14 protein-coding genes are annotated in these 17,952 nt (G+C 65.8%); 2 read left to right on the plus strand and 12 right to left on the minus strand.

What is annotated here, in order from left to right:
* Positions 1-388: 388 nt before the first annotated feature.
* From ACODS9_RS23835 to ACODS9_RS23850, 4 genes are all read right to left on the minus strand, one after another.
* Positions 389-1,753: a TolC family outer membrane protein gene (locus tag ACODS9_RS23835; RefSeq protein ID WP_489094910.1), complete on the minus strand. Its 1,365-nt coding sequence runs from the start codon at positions 1,751-1,753 to the stop codon at positions 389-391.
* 78 nt (positions 1,754-1,831) lie between these two features.
* Positions 1,832-4,909 carry a MexW/MexI family multidrug efflux RND transporter permease subunit gene (locus tag ACODS9_RS23840; RefSeq protein ID WP_489094911.1) on the minus strand — a complete coding sequence of 1,026 codons (3,078 nt, stop codon included), beginning with the start codon at positions 4,907-4,909 and terminating at the stop codon, positions 1,832-1,834.
* Between the two features lie 36 nt (positions 4,910-4,945).
* Positions 4,946-6,049, minus strand: coding sequence for an efflux RND transporter periplasmic adaptor subunit (locus ACODS9_RS23845; protein ID WP_489094912.1), 1,104 nt, complete (start codon positions 6,047-6,049; stop codon positions 4,946-4,948).
* Positions 6,046-6,699: a DsbA family oxidoreductase gene (locus ACODS9_RS23850; protein ID WP_401105625.1), complete on the minus strand. Its 654-nt coding sequence runs from the start codon at positions 6,697-6,699 to the stop codon at positions 6,046-6,048. Before ACODS9_RS23850 ends, ACODS9_RS23845 begins: the two co-directional genes overlap by 4 nt.
* A 161-nt stretch (positions 6,700-6,860) precedes the next feature.
* On the opposite strand from ACODS9_RS23850, the gene ACODS9_RS23855 reads away from it, so the two are divergent.
* On the plus strand, positions 6,861-7,790 hold the full coding sequence (locus ACODS9_RS23855) for a class I SAM-dependent methyltransferase (RefSeq protein WP_401105627.1): 930 nt from the start codon (positions 6,861-6,863) through the stop codon (positions 7,788-7,790).
* Between the two features lie 51 nt (positions 7,791-7,841).
* Here the strand turns inward: ACODS9_RS23855 and ACODS9_RS23860 are convergent, their stop codons facing one another.
* The 8 genes from ACODS9_RS23860 to gcl all read right to left on the minus strand — a co-directional run bounded on the left by ACODS9_RS23860 (position 7,842) and on the right by gcl (position 17,209).
* Positions 7,842-8,840, minus strand: coding sequence for a sulfate ABC transporter substrate-binding protein (locus ACODS9_RS23860; RefSeq protein ID WP_489094913.1), 999 nt, complete (start codon positions 8,838-8,840; stop codon positions 7,842-7,844).
* 124 nt (positions 8,841-8,964) lie between these two features.
* Positions 8,965-9,786: an ion transporter gene (locus ACODS9_RS23865; protein ID WP_102683547.1), complete on the minus strand. Its 822-nt coding sequence runs from the start codon at positions 9,784-9,786 to the stop codon at positions 8,965-8,967.
* Positions 9,787-9,831: 45 nt separating this feature from the next.
* Positions 9,832-10,707 (minus strand): urea transporter, encoded by an 876-nt coding sequence (locus ACODS9_RS23870; RefSeq protein WP_489094914.1) that lies wholly within the window; start codon positions 10,705-10,707, stop codon positions 9,832-9,834.
* 98 nt (positions 10,708-10,805) lie between these two features.
* Positions 10,806-12,221: a pyruvate kinase gene (gene pyk, locus ACODS9_RS23875; RefSeq protein WP_046856497.1), complete on the minus strand. Its 1,416-nt coding sequence runs from the start codon at positions 12,219-12,221 to the stop codon at positions 10,806-10,808.
* Positions 12,211-13,491, minus strand: a complete 1,281-nt coding sequence (locus tag ACODS9_RS23880) for a glycerate kinase type-2 family protein (protein WP_046856496.1) — start codon at positions 13,489-13,491, stop codon at positions 12,211-12,213. Before ACODS9_RS23880 ends, pyk begins: the two co-directional genes overlap by 11 nt.
* Before the next feature lie 130 nt (positions 13,492-13,621).
* Positions 13,622-14,515, minus strand: a complete 894-nt coding sequence (locus tag ACODS9_RS23885; RefSeq protein WP_489094915.1) for a 2-hydroxy-3-oxopropionate reductase — start codon at positions 14,513-14,515, stop codon at positions 13,622-13,624.
* A gap of 81 nt (positions 14,516-14,596) precedes the next feature.
* Positions 14,597-15,379: a hydroxypyruvate isomerase gene (gene hyi / locus ACODS9_RS23890; RefSeq protein ID WP_046856495.1), complete on the minus strand. Its 783-nt coding sequence runs from the start codon at positions 15,377-15,379 to the stop codon at positions 14,597-14,599.
* A gap of 54 nt (positions 15,380-15,433) precedes the next feature.
* Positions 15,434-17,209, minus strand: a complete 1,776-nt coding sequence (gene gcl / locus ACODS9_RS23895; protein ID WP_217868969.1) for a glyoxylate carboligase — start codon at positions 17,207-17,209, stop codon at positions 15,434-15,436.
* Positions 17,210-17,466: 257 nt separating this feature from the next.
* On the opposite strand from gcl, the gene ACODS9_RS23900 reads away from it, so the two are divergent.
* A complete protein-coding gene (locus ACODS9_RS23900; protein ID WP_489094916.1) occupies positions 17,467-17,907 on the plus strand; it encodes a GlcG/HbpS family heme-binding protein in 441 nt (146 codons plus the stop codon).
* The last annotated feature ends 45 nt before the right edge of the window (positions 17,908-17,952 follow it).

Raw genomic sequence — 17,952 nt, forward strand, 5'->3', positions numbered from 1 at the left:
ACCAAATGCTTCAGCCAGCAAAGCTTGGGAACTATCCTACGCGCTTGCCGGAAGCTGCTGCGTTGTCGGGGAAATACCCCACGGATAACTTCACGGGGTCGTCACACCAGGTGACCGGGCGTGAGAACCCGAGGCGTAAATTATCGGCAATCCAGTTATGGCAGCCGTGCCCGGGCAGACTTCGGTCTGGCCGAGTTTCTCTTGCGCCTCGGTTTCTCACCCCGTGCACGACTGCCACCCTTTGTCCTGTGAGATGCCAAGGTCATTGCTTCATGGTTGCCGTACGCGGGCAGACTTCGGTCTGGCCGGCTTCAGTGCGTCGGTTTCTCACCCCGCGTACGGCGGCCACCTGCTCGTTGAGAAAGATCGAGATGGGCAGTGCCTCCAGTCAACCCCGCAGATCACTCGGCAGGAAATCCCGCTCCGGCTCGTAATCCAGCTTCAGGTACCCCGCCAATTCGCGCAGGTCCTCCGGGCTCAGGCTGCCGGCCTGCTGCTTGAGCCGCAGGCTGTCGACGATGTACGCATAGCGCGAGACGTTGTAGTCGCGCACCGCGTTGTACAGGTCGCGCTGGGCATCGAGGATATCGACGATGTTGCGGCTGCCCACCTCATACCCCGCCTCGGTGGCCCGCAACGAGCCCTGGCTGGAGATGATGCTCTGGCGCCGCGCCCGTACCTGCTCGACATCGCTGACCACCGCGCGGAAGGCGTTGCGCGACCCTTCCAGCACCTCGCGTTCGAGGCTGGTGCGGCCGTACTCGGTACGCGCCAGCTCATGGGTGGCCTGGCGCACCCGCGCGCTGGTGCCGCCGCCGCTGAACAGCGGCAGCTTCATCTGCACCATCACCGAGCTGTCGCGCTGGTTGCCGGGGCGCTTTCCGAAGTGCGCGCTGGAGTCCATCAGGTCGCTGTCGCCCTCGGTGTAGCCCATGGCCAGGTTGAAGGTCGGCAGGTGATCGGCCTTGTTGCTGCGCAGGGTCTGGCCGGCCTGGCTGACGGCGGCCTGGTTGGCGCGCAGGCGCAGGTTCTGCGCCATGGCCTGTTCGACCCAGGCCTCGGCGCGCTCGGGCACCGGCGCCTGCACCGGCAGGCTGTGGCGGATCCCGGCCAATGCCGGTTGCGCCTGGCCGGTCAGGCGCATCAGTGCCTGGTAGGCGTCCTCGCTGCGGCGTTGGCTGTCGATCAGGTTGGCGCTGGCGCGGTCGAAGCTGGCCTGGGCCGAGAGCATGTCGTTCTGGTCGGACAGGCCGGCGTCGTAGCTCAGCCGGGTCTGTTGCAACTGGCGGTCGAAGGCGCGCAGCTCGGCCTTGGCGGTGGCCAGGTTATCCTCGGCCAGCAGGGTGTCGAAGTAGCTGCTGGCGGTGTCGAGGATCAATTGCTGCTGGAACGCCGAGAAGTCCAGTTCGGCCTGTTCGTTTTCGGACTGCGCGGCCTTGTAGTCGAACCAGCGGCTGAGGTCGAACAACGGCTGGTCGAGGCTCAGGCGGTACAGGCTGCCGCTGCGTTGCTCGACCTGGCGGCGGTCGCTGCGCACGGCGCCGGCCTCGGCATCCAGGGCCACCTGCGGCAGCAGGCGGGCGCGGGCCAGGGGCACGGCCTCGCGGCGGGCCAGGTAGTTCTCGCGGGCTGCGGCCATGTCGCTGTTGTGCTCGACCACCTGGGCGTACACCGACATCAGCGTCGCACGGTCGGCGGCAACGGCCTGGGCCAGGGGCGCCAGCAGCAGTGGCAGAAGGGTCTTACGTAGCATGTCGTTTCTCTTTATTCGGGCCGGCCGCTCCCAGGGGCAGCCGGTCATGGCTGCCACAGGGGAGGGCGGGCTAAGGGGTCAGGCCGGCTGGGTGTAGGCGGCCAGTTCCTGCAGGCGTGGGTCTTCGCAGGCTCGGTGGTCCTTGGCCAGCAGCGAGTACACGGTGGGCAGGATGAACAGGGTGAACAGGGTGCCGACCAGCATGCCGATGACGATCACCAGGCCCAGGCTGAAGCGGCTGTGGGCGCCGGCGCCGCTGGCCAGCAGCAGCGGCACCAGGCCCACGACCATGGCCGCGGTGGTCATCAGGATCGGCCGCAGGCGGATCTGCGCGGCGCGTTCGATGGCCGTGCGGCGGTCGAGCTGGTCGGCCTGCTGCAGTTCGTTGGCGAACTCGACCATGAGGATGCCGTGCTTGCTGATCAGGCCGACCAGGGTCACCAGGCCGATCTGCGTGTAGATGTTCACCGTGGCATAGCCCAGGTACAGCGGGATCAGCGCGCCGCACACCGACATCGGCACGCTGACCAGGATCACCAGCGGGTCGCGCAGGCTTTCGAACTGCGCGGCCAGCACCAGGTAGATGACCAGGATGGCGAAGATGAACGTCACCACCAGGGCGCTGCCTTCCTGGACGAACTGGCGGGCATCGGACAGCCAGTCATGGCTGAAGCCGGTGGGCAGGGCATTGGCCTGGGCGGCAAGGAACTGCACCGCGTCGCCGATGCTCACGCCTGGCGCCGGCACCGCCTGCAGGGTGGCCGAGTTGAGCTGGCTGAACTGGGTCAGCTTGTTCGGCTCGATCGACATGTCGAAGCTGACCAGGGTCGACAGCGGCACCTGGGCGCCGTTGGCGGCCTTGACATACTGGCCCACCAGCATCTCGGCCGACAGGCGCTGGGCCCGTGCCACCTGTGGGATCACGTCGTAGGAACGGCCGTCGAGGGCGAAGCGGTTGACGTAGTTCTCGCCCACCAGCACCGCCAGGGCATCGCCGATGGCCTGCATGCTGATGCCCAGGTCGTTGGCCTTGCTGCGGTCGATGTTGATGTTGACCAGCGGGCTGTTGAAGTCCAGGTCGCTGTCGACCACGGCGAACAAGCCGCTGGCCATGGCCGCCTGCTTGATCTTGTCCATGGCGTCGAACACCACGCGGTGGTCCTGGGAGCTCTGGATCACCATCTGCACCGGCAGGCCGCCGGTGGAGCCGGGCAGCGGCGGCAGCTGGAAGGCGAAGATGGCCACGCCCTCGATCTCGCCCACGGCTTTCTGGATCTCGGCCTGCAGCTGGTCGGCGCTGCGCTGGCGCTTTTCCCAGGTGCTCAGGTTGGCGCCGCCGAACGCGGTGCGCGGGCCGTCGTTGCCGTTGACCACCCAGGTGATGTCGGTTTCCGGGAAGGTGGCGAACAGGCGGTCCATGCGGTGCGCGTACATCTGGGTGTAATCGATGTTGGCGTACTGCGGGGCCTTGGCCACCGCCAGCACTTGGGCCTGGTCCTCGACCGGCGCCAGTTCGCGCTGGGCGCCGAGGTAGAGGATCGGCAGGCTGACGAACACCGCCGCGGCAATCGCCAGGGTCAGCCAGCGATGGTGCAGGGACACGTCAAGCAAACGACCATAGCCCTTGCCCAGCCACTGGAAGAAGCGCTCGGCGCCACGCGCCATCGGGCCTTCGCTGGCCTGGCGGTTGAGCAGGAAGGCGCTCATCACCGGCGACAGGGTCAGCGCCACCACGCCGGATACCACCACGGCGCCGGCGAGGGTGAAGGCGAACTCCTTGAACAGCGCGCCGGTCAGCCCGCCCATCAAGCCGATGGGGGCGTACACCGCGGCCAGGGTCAGGGTCATGGCGATCACCGGGCCGGCGATCTCGCGGGCGCCGACCAGGGCTGCCTGCAACGGCGACTTGCCTTCCTCGATATGCCGGTGCACGTTCTCCACCACGACGATGGCGTCGTCCACCACCAGGCCGATGGCCAGGACCATCGACAGCAGGGTCAGCAGATTGATGCTGAAGCCGAACAGGCTCATGATCGCCGCCGCGCCGATCAGCGACAGCGGGATGGTCACCAGCGGGATCAGCACGCTGCGCAGCGAACCGAGGAACAGGAAGATCACCACGGCGACGATCACCACGGCCTCGACCAGGGTCTTGACCACTTCATCGATGGACGCCTGGATGAAGCGCGCCACTTCGAACACGATATTGGCGGTCATGCCCGGCGGCATGGTTTCGCGGATCTGCGGCATCATTTCCTGCACTGAACCGACGATGGTCAGCGGGTTGCCGGCCGGGGTGGCGTGCAGGCCGATGAACACCGCCGGCTCGCCGTCCATGATGCCGCTGGTGTCGTAGGAGGTGGCGCCGAGCTCGGCGGTGCCGATGTCGCTCAGGCGGATCAGCGTGTCGCCGTCGCGGCGCACCACCATCTGGCGGAACTGGTCGACGCTGGTCAGGTCGGTGTTGATGTTGATGTTGGCCGAGACGTACTGGCCCTTGGTCTGCCCGGGGGCGGCCTGGAAGTTGTTCTGGCGGATGGCCTCGGCCACGTCGCTGGCCGACAGGTTGCGCGCGGCCATGCGCGCCGGGTCCAGCCACAGGCGCATGGCCAGTTTCTGCCCGCCGAGGATCTGCGCCTCGGCCACGCCGTCGATGGCCGCCAGGCGCGGCTGCACCACGCGGGAGATGTAGTCGGTGATCGCCGGCAGGCCGATGTCCTTGCTCGAGAAGCCGACGTAGATCACCGCCGTGCCTTCGCCGGAAGACTTGGCCACCACCGAGTCGTAGGCGCCTTCGGGAAGGCGGTACTTGACCTGGTTGACGGCGGCCATGATCTCGGTGAGGGCCTTGTTGGAGTCGGCGTTGAGCTTCAGGCGCACGCTGATGACGCTCTTGCCCTGGGTCGAGGTCGAGCTCAGGTAGTCGACGCCGTCGACCGAGGCCACGGCCTGCGAAATGGGCTGGGTGACGAAACCCTGCATCAGCTGCGAGCGGGCGCCGGGGTATTCGGTGGTGATGGTAATGGTCGCGCTTTCCAGCAGCGGGTACTGGCGGATCGGCAGGTTCAGCAGCGCCAACAGGCCAAACATGACGATCATCGCGCAGACCACCAGGGTCAGTACCGGGCGGCGGATGAACAGGTCGGTGAATTTCATGGTGCTACAGGTCCTTTTCAGTGGCACGCAAACCCATTACTGCTGGGCCAGGTCCGGCTTGCGCGTGGTGCTGGCGGCCAGGGTGTCGTCGGTGACCCGCACCGGCATGCCGTTGCTCAGGCGGATCTGCCCCGAGACCACCACGCGGTCGCCCGGGGTCAGCGCGTCGAGCACCACCACGCGGTCGTCGCGGCGCGCGCCGAGCTTGACGAACACCTGCTCCACGCGCAGGGCGCCGTCCTTCTCGCGCAGCACGTACAGCGAGTTGCCGTAGGCGCTGTAGCTGATCGCCGTCTCCGGCACGCTCAGCACATCGGCGTGGCTCGGCAGCTCGATGCTGACGTTGGCGAACATGCCCGGCTTGAGTTGCTGGCCGGGGTTGTCGAGGGTTGCCTGCACCAGCATGGAGCGGGCGCCCGGGTCGATCTGCGGCTCCAGGGTGCTGACCGCGGCGACAAAGCGCTGCTGCGGCCAGGCGTCGACCTTGAGGGTGATGGCCTGGCCCGCCTGCAGGGCGGCGGCGGACTGCTCGGGCAGCGGGAAGTTGACGTGCAGGCGCGACAGCTCGGTAAGGGTCACCAGGCTGTCGCCGGGGCTGACGTACTGGCCGAGGTTGACCTTGCGAATACCCAGCACGCCGGCGAACGGGGCGCGGATGGTCTTCTGCGCGATCTGCGCCTGGACCTGGGCGATCTCGCCGAGCAGCTGGTCGTAGTTGGCCTGGGCCTGGTCCAGCTGGGCCTGGGTGGAGGCCAGCGGCAGCACCTTGCGCGTGCGCTCCAGGGCCAGCTTGGCGTTCTTGGCCTGGGCCTGCAGCTTGGCCAGCTCGCCGCGCTCGGGCGCGTCGTTGAGCTTGACCAGCACCTGGCCTGCGGCTACGGCGTTGCCGGCGGTGAACTCCAACGTGGTGATGCGCCCGCCGACCTCGGGCGAGACATTGACCTGGTGTACCGCCTCCAGGGTGCCGACGGCGCTGAGCACCTGCGGCATCGGGCCCGACTGCACGTGGGCGATTGCCACCGGGGTGGCGTTGGCCTGGACGGCGGGGGCGTCGTTGGCCACTACCGCCGGGGCGGGCAGCAGGGCCATGGCCAGCAGCGACAGGGAAGTGCCGGCGGCTATCCAGTAACGATTTTTCATTGGGCGGCTCCTTGAGCCGGGTTCTGGTTGGCACGGACCTGGATGAAAATCTGGCGCAGTAGCTCGAGGCTCAGCGTGCCGGGGACCAGGTAATGGCCGTCGATCACCAGGCTGGGCACCGAACTGATGCCCAGGCGCCGGCCCTGGGCCAGTTCTTCCTCGAGCATCTGCGGGGCCTGCTGGTCGAATGCCGTGGTGAAGGCCTGCGGGTCGAAACCGGCTTCGGCGGCCACCGCCAGCACGGTGGCGCGGTCACCGATGTTGCGGGCCTGCACCAGGTGGGCTTCCTGCAGGCGGTCGAACATACGCTCATGGCCTTCGTTGCCGCCCAGGGCCTTGGCGGTCTGGCAGGCGAGGCCGGCGAGCAGGCCGGTGGGGTACTCGAAGTCCTGCTGGCGCATGGCTTCGATGTCGATGCGCTTGACGTCCTCGGCACTCGAGCATGACAGCCAGTGACTGAGGATGGTCTCCTTGGCCTTGGGCATCGAGCCGAAGCGCTCGACCATCGCCTCGCGGCTGGTCTGCAGGATGAAGCTGCGGTGCTGCACGTCCAGGTTCAGTTCGTCCTGCAACTGCTTCAGGCGTGGGGCGATGACGAAGCACCAGCCGCAGACGACATCGTGGAAGAATTCGACTTTCAGGGGTGACATGGCAGTGATCCGGTTTCAGGGAGGGATGGCCGCACTATCCACAGCGCCCCGGCGAGAAAAAAGCGACAAAAGTGCCGCAAACCCTCTCATCCTCTTCATCGATGGCCGCCCGTCCCGTCCGCGAGCGGGTAGAATGGCGCTTTTGCCTGACCGTAGCCGACATGAGCCCAGCCATTGCCACCCTCGAGCAGCACCTGCTCGCCGCCCTCGACCCCGCCCCCCTGGAGACTCGCCGCCTGTTCCATGGCCGTGGCCGCTGCTGGCCGGGGCTGGAACAGATCACCGTCGACTGGCTCGACGGCGTGTTGCTGGTGGCGCTGTTCCGTGAGCCGCCCGAGGGCCAGTTGGCCGAGCTTGAAGCAATGCTGATGGCGCTGGCCGAGCGCCCGCAGTGGAGCGGCCAGGCCATCCTGCTGCAGCACCGCTACCTGCCCGACAGCCCCGGCCAGTGGCTGTGGGGCGCGCCGTGCCAGCAGCGCGAGGTGGTCGAGGATGGCCTGAAGTACCTGCTCGACCTGGGCGTGCGACAGAACAACGGCCTGTTCCTCGACATGCGCTACGGCCGGCGTTGGGTGCGCGAGCAGGCGGCTGGCAAGCGCGTGCTCAACCTGTTCGCCTACACCTGCGGCTTTTCGGTGGCGGCGATTGCCGGCGGCGCCGAGCAGGTGGTCAACCTGGACATGGCCAAGTCGGCGCTGTCCCGGGGCCGCGACAATCACCGGCTCAATGGCCATGACGCCTCGCGGGTCGCGTACCTGGGGCATGAGCTGTTCAAGTCGTGGGGCAAGGTGCGCAAGTACGGGCCGTACGACCTGATCATCATCGATCCGCCGACCTTCCAGCGCGGCAGCTTCGTGCTGACCCAGGACTACGCCAAGATCCTTCGGCGTTTGCCGGAGTTGTTGACTGAAGGCGGCACGGTATTGGCCTGCGTCAACGATCCGGGGATCGGGCCGCAGTTTCTCATCGAGGGGATGGCGGAGCAGGCGCCGGGGCTGGCGTTCGTCGAGCGCCTGGAGAATCCGCCGGAGTTTCCGGATGCGGATCCGGAGGGTGGGCTGAAGGCGCTGGTGTTTCGTCAGCAGGCCTGAAAGCAGGGCTCCTGTAGGAGTGGGACAAGCCCGCTCCTACAGGGGGTGTGGTTACTTGTTGGTATAGATCTGGTCGAACACGCCACCGTCATTGAAATGGGTCTTCTGCACGGTGCGCCAGTCGCCGAAGGTCTTCTCCACCGACAGGAATTCGACTTTCGGGAAACGGTCGGTGTACTTGGCCAGCACGGTGGCGTCACGCGGACGCAGGTAGTTGTTCGCGGCGATCTCCTGGGCCTCCGGCGACCACAGGTACTTCAGGTATTCCTCGGCCACGGCCTGGGTACCTTTCTTGGCCACCACCTTGTCGACCACGCTCACCGGCGGCTCGGCTTCGGCCGACACGCTCGGGTAGACCACTTCGAACTGGTCGCGGCCGAACTCGCGGGCGATCATCTCGGCCTCGTTCTCGAAGGTCACCAGCACATCGCCGATCTGGTTGGTCATGAAGGTGGTGGTGGCGGCGCGGCCACCGGTATCCAGCACCGGCGCCTGCTTGAACAGCTTGCCGACGAAGTCGCGGGCCTTGCTTTCGTCACCGCCCTGCTTGAGCACGTAGCCCCAGGCCGAGAGGTAGGTGTAGCGGCCGTTACCCGAGGTTTTCGGGTTGGGCACGATTACCTGCACGCCGTCCTTGAGCAGATCCGGCCAGTCCTTCAGCGCCTTGGGGTTGCCCTTGCGCACGATGAACACGGTGGCCGAGGTGAACGGCGCGCTGTTGTTCGGCAGGCGCGTTACCCAGTTGTCCGGCACTAGCTTGCCGTTGTCGGCCAGGGCATTGATGTCGGTGGCCATGTTCATGGTGATCACGTCGGCCGGCAGGCCATCGATCACTGCGCGCGCCTGCTTGCTCGAGCCGCCGAAGGACATCTGCAGGTTGACCTTCTCGTTGTGTTCCTTCTCCCAGTGCTTCTGGAACGCCGGGTTGTAGTCCTTGTAGAAGTCGCGCATCACGTCGTAGGACACGTTGAGCAGGGTAGGGGCGGCCTGGGCGAGGTTGCCCAGGGCCAGGCCCGCGGCGAGCAGCGAGGCGCTGAAGAGTTTTTTCACTGGGGGCATTCCTTGTTCTGATTCAAAGGGTTGGCGATATGCCAGCGACTATAGCGTTTGGCGCTATGGTGGCTAAAGACCAAATGGCTCTTTGCTTATGCTTGCCCTGCATTGGGGACGCTGCCTATTGCTTGGGAAACAACGCATTGCCACAGCGCGAACAGAACGCCGCGCCATGCTCGTGGTGGTGCTTGGCGCAGGTCGGGCAGTCATGCTGCAACTGTTCGCCGCGCATGGCATTGGCCAATTCGGCGGTGAAGATCCCGGTGGGCACGGCGATGATCGAGTAACCGGTGATCATCACCAGTGACGACAGCACCTGCCCCAGCGGCGTGGTCGGCACGATATCGCCGAAGCCCACGGTGGTGAGGGTGACGATGGCCCAGTAGATGCCCTTGGGGATGCTGGTGAAGCCATGCTCCGGCCCTTCGATCACGTACATCAACGTGCCGAACACGGTCACCAGGGTCGACACGCTGACCAGGAACACGATGATCTTCTGCTTGCTGCCCTGCAGCGCCGCCAGCAGGTAGTGGGCCTGCTTGAGGTAGGGGCTGAGCTTGAGCACGCGGAAGATCCGCAGCATGCGCACCACGCGGATGATCAGCAGGTACTGGGCGTCGCTGTAGTACAGGGCGATGATCCCCGGCACGATCGCCAGCAGGTCGACCAGCCCGTAGAAGCTGAAGGCATAGCGCAGTGGCTTGGGCGAGCAGTACAGGCGGGTGATGTATTCGGCGAGAAAGATCGCGGTGAAGCCCCACTCGATCCCGGCCAGCAGCCCGGCGTAGTTCTGGTGAACGTCGTCGATGCTGTCGAGGATCACCGTCACCAGGCTGGCCAGGATGATCAGCAGGAGAATCTTGTCGAAGCGTCTGCCAGCCGTGGTGTCGGTCTGGAAGACGATGACGTAGAGCCGCTCGCGCAGGCTCGCAGGGTTGTCCATGGGCTCGTTCCAATGTGTGGATGGGCAGAGCCTAGGGGCTGGGTATCAGCTGTGCAAGCGAGGCGCGTTGCGGCGCTGGTTGAGCTGCACCAGGTGGTTGCCCAGGTGCATCAGCCAGCACGCGGCCACGAACGGCGCGGTCAATCCGGCGATCGGCAGCAGGTTGAACAGCGGCTGCAGCAGCAGGGCGCAGGCGATGGCGAGCAAGGTCACCCAGGGTTTCTCGCCCTGGCGACTGAAGGCCAGGGCCGCCAGGGCGGCGTTGAAGCCATACAGCCCCAGCCACGCGGCCTGCGTTTCTCCAGCCAGCAGCGCGACACCACCGCCGATGGCCGAGCCGATCAGCGCCCAGGTGGCGGCATAGGGGTTGGCGAAGTACATGCCGATGACGATCAGCAGGCCGGCCATGGGCTTGTCGAGCAAAAAGATCTGCCCCACGCCGCGCAGCAGGGCATATACAGGGTCCGCTTCGACATAGCCGTTGGAAGACGGCTCGGTCAGCAGCAACGCGGCCCAGCCCAGCAGCACGAATGGCGCGGTGTAGGCGATCAGCAGCTTGCCGCCGCGCTTGCGCCATTGATGGGTGAGCATGCTCGACAGGCCGCCGGCGGCAATGATCAGCGGTGGCAGGATTGCCGACCAGGGCAGTACGGCGCTGATCAGGATGCCGATCAGCACGCCGTTGTAGCAGTACAGCCCGGCCTGGCGGTCGGCGCGGTCGTAGCCGCGGCGTTGGGCGGTAAGCAGGCCGGCCAGGGCGCCGAGCAGGGCGCCGCCGACCAGGTTCGGCGCGGTCAGCAGGATGGCCAGCAGGCAGCACAGGCCGCACAGGGGATTGCGCAACAGCAGCACCTGGCTGAAGCCGTTGAGCAAGGCCGTGGCCCAGTCAGGGCACGGGTTGACGAAATTCTTGGTGTACATGGGCAGTCGGTAAGGTGAGTGGGGGAGCGGTGGGCCTCTTCGGGCCTCGGTTTTCCGCAGGTTCGGTGTATCGGGAGGGCAAAGCCCTCCCGGCGATCTCAGACCAAGGTCTCGATCCGCAGCGTATTAGTCGAACCCGGCTTGCCGAAAGGCACACCGGCAGTGATCAGCAGCGTGTCGCCACGGCTGGCCATGCCTTGGGCCTGGGCGATTTCCAGCGCCGTGGAGACCACTTCGTCGACCTGGCGCAGGCGGTCGTTGACCACCGAGTGCACGCCCCAGGCCACGCTCAGGCGGCGGGCGGTGTTCAGGTTCGGCGTCAGGTTGAGGATCGGCGCCCGTGGCCGCTCGCGGGCGGCGCGCAGGGTGGAGTTCCCCGACTCGCTGTAGTTGACCAGCACCGCCACCGGCAGGATGCCGCTGATGCGGCGGATCGCGCAGCTGATGGCGTCCGACACGGTGGCTTCGGCCTTGGGCCGGCCAACGTCGAGCTGGGCCTGGTAGTCCGGGCCGTTCTCCACCTGGCGGATGATCTTGCTCATCATCTGCACGGCTTCCAGCGGGTAGTCGCCCGAGGCGGTCTCGGCCGACAGCATCACCGCGTCGGCGCCTTCGGCCACGGCGTTGGCCACATCGGTGACCTCGGCGCGGGTCGGGGCCGGGGAGAAGCGCATGGATTCGAGCATCTGCGTGGCCACCACCACCGGCTTGCCCAACTGGCGGCAGGTATTGATGATGCCCTTCTGGATCTGCGGCACGCTCTCGGCCGGCACTTCCACGCCCAGGTCGCCACGGGCGACCATGATCGCGTCGGACAGCTCGGCGATGGCCTGCAACTGCTCGACCGCCGAAGGCTTCTCGATCTTGGCCATCAGGTAGGCGCGGTCGCCGATCAGCTCGCGTGCTTCGAGGATGTCCTGCGGGCGCTGCACGAACGACAGGGCCACCCAGTCCACGCCCAGCTCGAGGCCGAAGGTGAGGTCGCGGCGGTCCTTTTCGGTGAGCGGGGAGAGCTCGAGGACCGCTTGGGGCACGTTGACGCCCTTGCGGTCGGACAGCTCGCCGCCGGCCAGCACTTCAGTGTCGATGGCGTCGCTGTGCTTGGCGGTCACCCGCAGGCGCAGCTTGCCGTCATCGAGCAGCAGGTCCATGCCGGGCTCCAGCGCGGCGATGATCTCCGGGTGTGGCAGGTTTACGCGGCGGCTGTCGCCCGGGGTCTTGTCCAGGTCCAGACGCAGGGCCTGGCCGCGTTGCAGTTGCACCTTGCCGTCGGCAAAGCGACCGACGCGCAGCTTCGGCCCCTGCAGGTCCATGAGGATGCCCAGCGGGTAGTTGAGCTGCTGCTCGACTTCGCGGATCCACTGGTAGCGCAGGGCGTGGTCGGCGTGTTCGCCGTGGCTGAAGTTGAGGCGGAAGATGTTCACCCCGGCCTCGACCAGCTGGCGGATGTCATCGATGCCCTTGATCGCAGGCCCGAGGGTGGCGAGGATTTTTACTTTTTTATCAGGCGTCATGAGGGTCGGTCTCGAGGATCAGGATGGCGCGGAAGTCGTTGACGTTGGTGCGGGTCGGCTCGGTGACGATCAGCGCGTCGAGCGCGGCGAAGTAGCCGTAGCCGTTGTTGTTGTCCAGCTCATCGCTGGCCGACAGGCCCAGGGCCTCGGCGCGGGCATGGCTGTCCGGGGTCATGAAGGCGCCGGCGTTGTCCTCGGAACCGTCGATGCCGTCGGTATCACCGGCCAGTGCGTACACCCCTGGCAAGCCCTTGAGGCTTTCGGTAAGGCTGAGCAGGAACTCGGCGTTGCGCCCGCCACGGCCATTGCCGCGCACGGTGACGGTGGTCTCGCCGCCGGAGAGGATCACGCAGGGCGCCTTCAGCGGCTGGCCGTGCAGGACGACCTGGCGGGCGATGCCGGCATGCACCTTGGCCACCTCGCGCGACTCGCCTTCCAGGTCACCGAGGATCAGCGGGCTGAAGCCGGCCTGGCGGGCTTTCACCGCGGCGGCTTCGAGCGACTGCTGGGGCCGGGCGATCAGCTGGAAGTGGCTGCGTGCCAACGCTGGGTCGTCGGCCTTGACGGTTTCCGACGCCGGATTGTTGAGCCAGTCGATGACGGCCTTGGGCGCTTCGATGTTGTAGCGCTTGAGGATCGCCAGGGCATCGGCCGAGGTGCTGGGGTCGGCCACGGTGGGGCCGGAGGCGATGACCGTGGCCAGGTCGCCCGGTACATCGGAAATCGCGTAGGTGTAGACGGTGGCCGGCCAGCAGGCCTTGGCCAGGCGCCCGCCCTTGATCGCCGAGAGGTGCTTGCGCACGCAGTTCATCTCGCCGATTGTGGCGCCGGACTTCAGCAGGGCTTTGTTGATCTGCTGCTTGTCGGCCAGGGTCAGGCCTTCGGCGGGCAGGGCCAGCAGGGCTGAACCGCCGCCGGAGAGCAGGAAGATGACGCGGTCGTCTTCGCTGAGGTTGCTGACCAGCGCGAGCACGCGCTTGGCCACGGCCAGGCCGGCGGCATCGGGGACCGGGTGGGCGGCTTCGACCACCTCGATCTTCTGGCAGCTGGCGCCGTGGCCGTAGCGGGTCACGACCAGGCCCGAGACCTCGCCCTGCCAGCTTTTCTCGACCACCTCGGCCATGGCGGCGGCGGCCTTGCCGGCGCCGATGACGATGACCCGGCCGCTACGGTCGGCGGGCAGGTGGGGTTCGAGGACCTGACGGGGGTGGGCGGCGGCGATGGCTGTGTCGAACAGCTCGCGCAGGAATTTTTGTGGATCGACCGACATGGCAGGCTCCCAGATTCTTGTTGTTCTGCAAAATCGAAAACGCCCCTGGAACTGCCTCCGTGCAGGCCGAACCAGGGGCGGGTGTTGCTCGGGGTCACCACCTGGCATGCAGATGGTGTGGGATAGCGCCTTACTTGTCGTCGCGGATCGAGAAGTTGGCCATGTGCTCCAGGCCCTTGATCAGCGCCGAGTGGTCCCAGTTGCCGCCGCCCAGGGCCTGGCAGGTGTTGAACACTTGCTGGGCATTGGAGGTGTTGGGCAGGTTGATGCCCAGCTCCTTGGCGCCTTGCAGGGCCAGGTTCAGGTCCTTCTGGTGCAGGTTGATGCGGAAGCCTGGGTCGAAGGTGCCTTTGATCATGCGCTCGGCATGCACTTCGAGGATCTTCGAGGAAGCGAAGCCGCCCATCAGGGCTTCACGCACCTTGGCCGGGTCGGCGCCGTTCTTGGCGGCGAACAGCAGGGCTTCGGCAACGGCCTGGATGTTCAGGGCGACGATGATCTGGTTGGCCACCTTGGCGGTCTGGCCGTCGCCGTTGCCGCCGACGCGGGTGATGTTCTTGCCCATGGCTTCGAACAGCGGCAGGGCGCGCTCGAAGGCTTTCGGGCAACCGCCGACCATGATGCTCAGGGTCGCGGCCTTGGCTCCGACTTCGCCGCCGGACACCGGGGCGTCCAGGTAGGCGGCGCCGGTGGCCTTGATCTTCTCGGCGAAGGCTTTGGTGGCGGTAGGCGAGATCGAGCTCATGTCGATCACCACCTTGTTCGGGCCCACGCCTTCGACGACGCCGTTTTCACCGAACAGCACGCTTTCGACCTGTGGGGTGTCGGGCACCATGACGATGATGAATTCAGCTTCCTGGGCCACTTCCTTCGGGTTGGCCAGGGCCACGCCGCCAGCGGCGATCAGGTTGGCCGGAGCTGCGTCGTGGTGGGTCGAAACGAAGATGCTGTGACCTGCTTTTTGCAGGTTCTGGGCCATGGGGTTGCCCATGATGCCGGTGCCGATGAAACCGATTTTAGCCATGAGAGATTACCTCGTTGTAATTGTTGAATCTCGATGGAGCAGGCGGAGCAGGCCTTTCAGGAGCAGGCCTGCGCTCGGCCTTCAGATTGCGTTATGCGTCTTCAGCCAGCCCAGGCCGGCTTCGGTGGTGGTCTTGGGCTTGTACTCCGCGCCCACCCAGCCCTGGTAGCCGATGCGGTCCAGGTGCTCGAACAGGAAGCGGTAGTTGATCTCGCCGGTGCCCGGCTCGTGGCGGCCCGGGTTGTCGGCCAGCTGCACGTGGTTGATCAGCTTCAGGTTGGTTTCCAGGGTGCGCGCCAGGTCACCTTCCATGATCTGCATGTGGTAGATGTCGTACTGCAGGAACAGGTTGTCGCTGCCCACCTCGGCCTGGATTTCCAGGGCCTGTTTCGTGGTGTTCAGGTAGAAGCCCGGGATGTCGCGGGTGTTGATCATTTCCATGACCAGGCGGATGCCGGCGGCCTTGAGCTTGTCGGCGGCGTAGCGCAGGTTTTCCACGAAGGTCTTGCGCACGGTGGCGCAGTCAGGGCCTTGCGGGCGGATGCCGGCCAGGGCGTTGACCTGGGTGTTGCCCAGGACCTTGGCGTACTCGATGGCCTTGTCGACACCGGCGCGGAACTCTTCGACGCGGTCGGGGTGGCAGGTGATGCCGCGCTCACCTTTCGACCAGTCGCCGGCCGGCAGGTTGAACAACACCTGGGTCAGGCCATGGGCGTCGAGCTGCTGCTTGATCTCGGCGGCGCTGAAATCGTACGGGAAGAGGTATTCGACGCCGCTGAAACCAGCGTCGGCGGCGGCCTTGAAGCGAGCCAGGAAGTCCTGTTCGGTGAACAGCATGGACAGGTTGGCGGCGAAGCGAGGCATAAGTCGTCTCCTTGCGTTGATTGCCCCCGCGCGCGGCGCGGGGGCGTCAGGCGATCAGTCCAGCAGCGAGATGGCGGTCGGCGCGTCGTTGCCGACCAGGGCGAGGTCTTCGAACTCATTGACCGCGTTGATCTCGGTGCCCATGGAAATGTTGGTCACACGCTCGAGAATCACTTCGACCACCACCGGCACACGGAACTCTTCGGCCATCTTCTGCGCCTTGAGCAGGGCAGGGGCGATCTCGGCCGGTTGGAACACGCGGATGGCCTTGCAGCCCAGGCCCTCGACCACGGCGACGTGGTCGACACCGTAGGTGGCGGCGTCGGTGGAGTTAATGTTCTCGAACGCCAGTTGTACACAGTAATCCATGTCGAAACCACGCTGAGCCTGGCGGATCAGGCCGAGGTAGGCGTTGTTCACCAGCACGTGGACGTACGGCAGGTTGAACTGCGCGCCCACCGCCAGCTCTTCGATCATGAACTGGAAGTCGTAGTCACCGGACAGCGCGACCACCTTGCGTTTCGGGTCGGCCTTGACGACACCCAGCGCGGCAGGGATGGTCCAGCCCAGCGGGCCGGCCTGGCCGCAGTTGATCCAGTGGCGTGGCTTGTACACGTGCAGGAACTGCGCGCCGGCGATCTGCGACAGGCCGATGGTGCTGACGTAGGTGGTGTCCTTGCCGAACACTTCGTTCATTTCCTGGTACACGCGCTGCGGCTTGACCGGGACGTTGTCGAAGTTGGTCTTGCGCTGCAGGGTAGCCTTGCGTTCCTGGCAGTCTTCCAGCCAAGCCTTGCGGCACTTGAGCTTGCCTGCGGCTTTCCATTCGCGGGCCACTTCGAGGAATACGTCCAGGGCCTTGCCGGCGTCGGAAACGATACCCAGGTCCGGGGTGAAGACGCGGCCGATCTGGGTCGGTTCGATGTCCACGTGCACGAACTTGCGGCCTTCGGTGTAGACGTCGACGGAGCCGGTGTGGCGGTTGGCCCAGCGGTTGCCGATACCGAACACCAGGTCGGACTTGAGCATGGTCGCGTTGCCGTAGCGGTGCGAGGTCTGCAGGCCGACCATGCCGACCATCAATTCGTGATCGTCCGGGATAGTGCCCCAGCCCATCAGGGTCGGCACTACCGGTACGCCGGTCAGTTCGGCGAACTCGACCAGCTTGTCGCTGGCGTCGGCGTTGATGATGCCGCCGCCGGCTACCAGCAGCGGGCGTTCGGCGTCATTGAGCAGGGCCAGGGCTTTCTCGGCCTGTACGCGAGTGGCGGCTGGCTTGTTGATCGCCAGTGGCTCGTAGGCATCGATGTCGAATTCGATCTCGGCCATCTGCACGTCGAACGGCAGGTCGATGAGTACCGGGCCTGGGCGGCCGGTGCGCATTTCGTAGAAGGCCTTCTGGAATGCGTAAGGCACCTGGCCCGGCTCCAGCACGGTGGTCGCCCACTTGGTCACCGGCTTGACGATGCTGGTGATGTCGACAGCCTGGAAGTCTTCCTTGTGCAGGCGGGCACGCGGGGCCTGGCCGGTGATGCAGAGAATCGGGATGGAGTCGGCCGAGGCGCTGTACAGGCCGGTGACCATGTCGGTGCCGGCAGGGCCGGAGGTGCCGATGCACACGCCGATGTTGCCCGGGTTGGCGCGGGTGTAGCCCTCGGCCATGTGCGAGGCGCCTTCGACGTGGCGAGCGAGGACGTGATCGATGCCACCGACTTTTTTCAGGGCCGAGTACAGCGGGTTGATCGCGGCGCCGGGGATGCCGAACGCGGTATCTACACCTTCACGGCGCATGACCAGAACGGCTGCATCGATTGCTCTCATTTTGCTCATGGTTTGTGCCTCATCGATTTTGTAATTGTATACAACTTGCGTTGCGGCAGAGTGTATTCATGGTCGGCGCAAAAGGTCAATCCATTTTCGTCGGCGGGTTTGACTTGCTGGTCATGGCAAAAAAGGGCGGCATTTCGTCGCAGTGAGAGACATTGGATCAGAAAATTGTATACAAACAGTGTCTTTGTTGTGTTCTATCGTGTCTATTGGTTTTCAACTGCCCTCAGGGCTTCTCACAACAAGAAGAGGACCTTTTCATGAACGCATTGACCCTCAAACAGGCCGTGGGCGTGGTAAATGCCGCGTTGGCCGCAGGCCGCAAGATCAACGCCGCGCCCTTGACCGTGGCGGTGCTCGACGCCGGCGGGCATCTGCTGGCGTTGCAGCGCGAGGATGGCGCCAGCCTGCTGCGCCCCGAGGTGGCCATCGGCAAGGCCTGGGGCGCGGTGGCGCTGGGCAAGGGTTCACGCCTGCTGGCGCTGGACTCGCAGCAGCGCCCCGCCTTTTATGCGGCTTTGAACGGGCTCGGCGAGCGACCGGTGGTGCCGGTGCCAGGGGGCGTGCTGATCCGCGATCAGGACGGCAAGGTGCTGGGGGCGGTGGGGATCAGCGGCGATACGTCGGATATCGACGAGCAGTGCGCGATCAATGCAATTGAGGAAGTCGGGCTGACGGCGGATGCCGGGGTGGCGGCTTAAGGTTCAGTTTCTCTGGGGCCGCTGTGCGGCCCATCGCCGCGGTTC

It is taken from the genome of Pseudomonas sp. FG36 (assembly GCF_057809275.1).

Excerpts from the sequence above, each read along its gene's own strand:
- ACODS9_RS23835 (WP_489094910.1), bottom strand. The coding sequence starts at position 1,753 with ATGCTACGTAAGACCCTTCTGCCACTGCTGCTGGCGCCCCTGGCCCAG.
- ACODS9_RS23840 (WP_489094911.1), bottom strand. The coding sequence starts at position 4,909 with ATGAAATTCACCGACCTGTTCATCCGCCGCCCGGTACTGACCCTGGTG.
- ACODS9_RS23845 (WP_489094912.1), bottom strand. The coding sequence starts at position 6,049 with ATGAAAAATCGTTACTGGATAGCCGCCGGCACTTCCCTGTCGCTGCTG.
- ACODS9_RS23850 (WP_401105625.1), bottom strand. The coding sequence starts at position 6,699 with ATGTCACCCCTGAAAGTCGAATTCTTCCACGATGTCGTCTGCGGCTGG.
- ACODS9_RS23855 (WP_401105627.1), top strand. The coding sequence starts at position 6,861 with ATGAGCCCAGCCATTGCCACCCTCGAGCAGCACCTGCTCGCCGCCCTC.
- ACODS9_RS23865 (WP_102683547.1), bottom strand. The coding sequence starts at position 9,786 with ATGGACAACCCTGCGAGCCTGCGCGAGCGGCTCTACGTCATCGTCTTC.
- ACODS9_RS23870 (WP_489094914.1), bottom strand. The coding sequence starts at position 10,707 with ATGTACACCAAGAATTTCGTCAACCCGTGCCCTGACTGGGCCACGGCC.
- pyk (WP_046856497.1), bottom strand. The coding sequence starts at position 12,221 with ATGACGCCTGATAAAAAAGTAAAAATCCTCGCCACCCTCGGGCCTGCG.
- ACODS9_RS23880 (WP_046856496.1), bottom strand. The coding sequence starts at position 13,491 with ATGTCGGTCGATCCACAAAAATTCCTGCGCGAGCTGTTCGACACAGCC.
- ACODS9_RS23885 (WP_489094915.1), bottom strand. The coding sequence starts at position 14,515 with ATGGCTAAAATCGGTTTCATCGGCACCGGCATCATGGGCAACCCCATG.
- hyi (WP_046856495.1), bottom strand. The coding sequence starts at position 15,379 with ATGCCTCGCTTCGCCGCCAACCTGTCCATGCTGTTCACCGAACAGGAC.
- gcl (WP_217868969.1), bottom strand. The coding sequence starts at position 17,209 with ATGAGCAAAATGAGAGCAATCGATGCAGCCGTTCTGGTCATGCGCCGT.
- ACODS9_RS23900 (WP_489094916.1), top strand. The coding sequence starts at position 17,467 with ATGAACGCATTGACCCTCAAACAGGCCGTGGGCGTGGTAAATGCCGCG.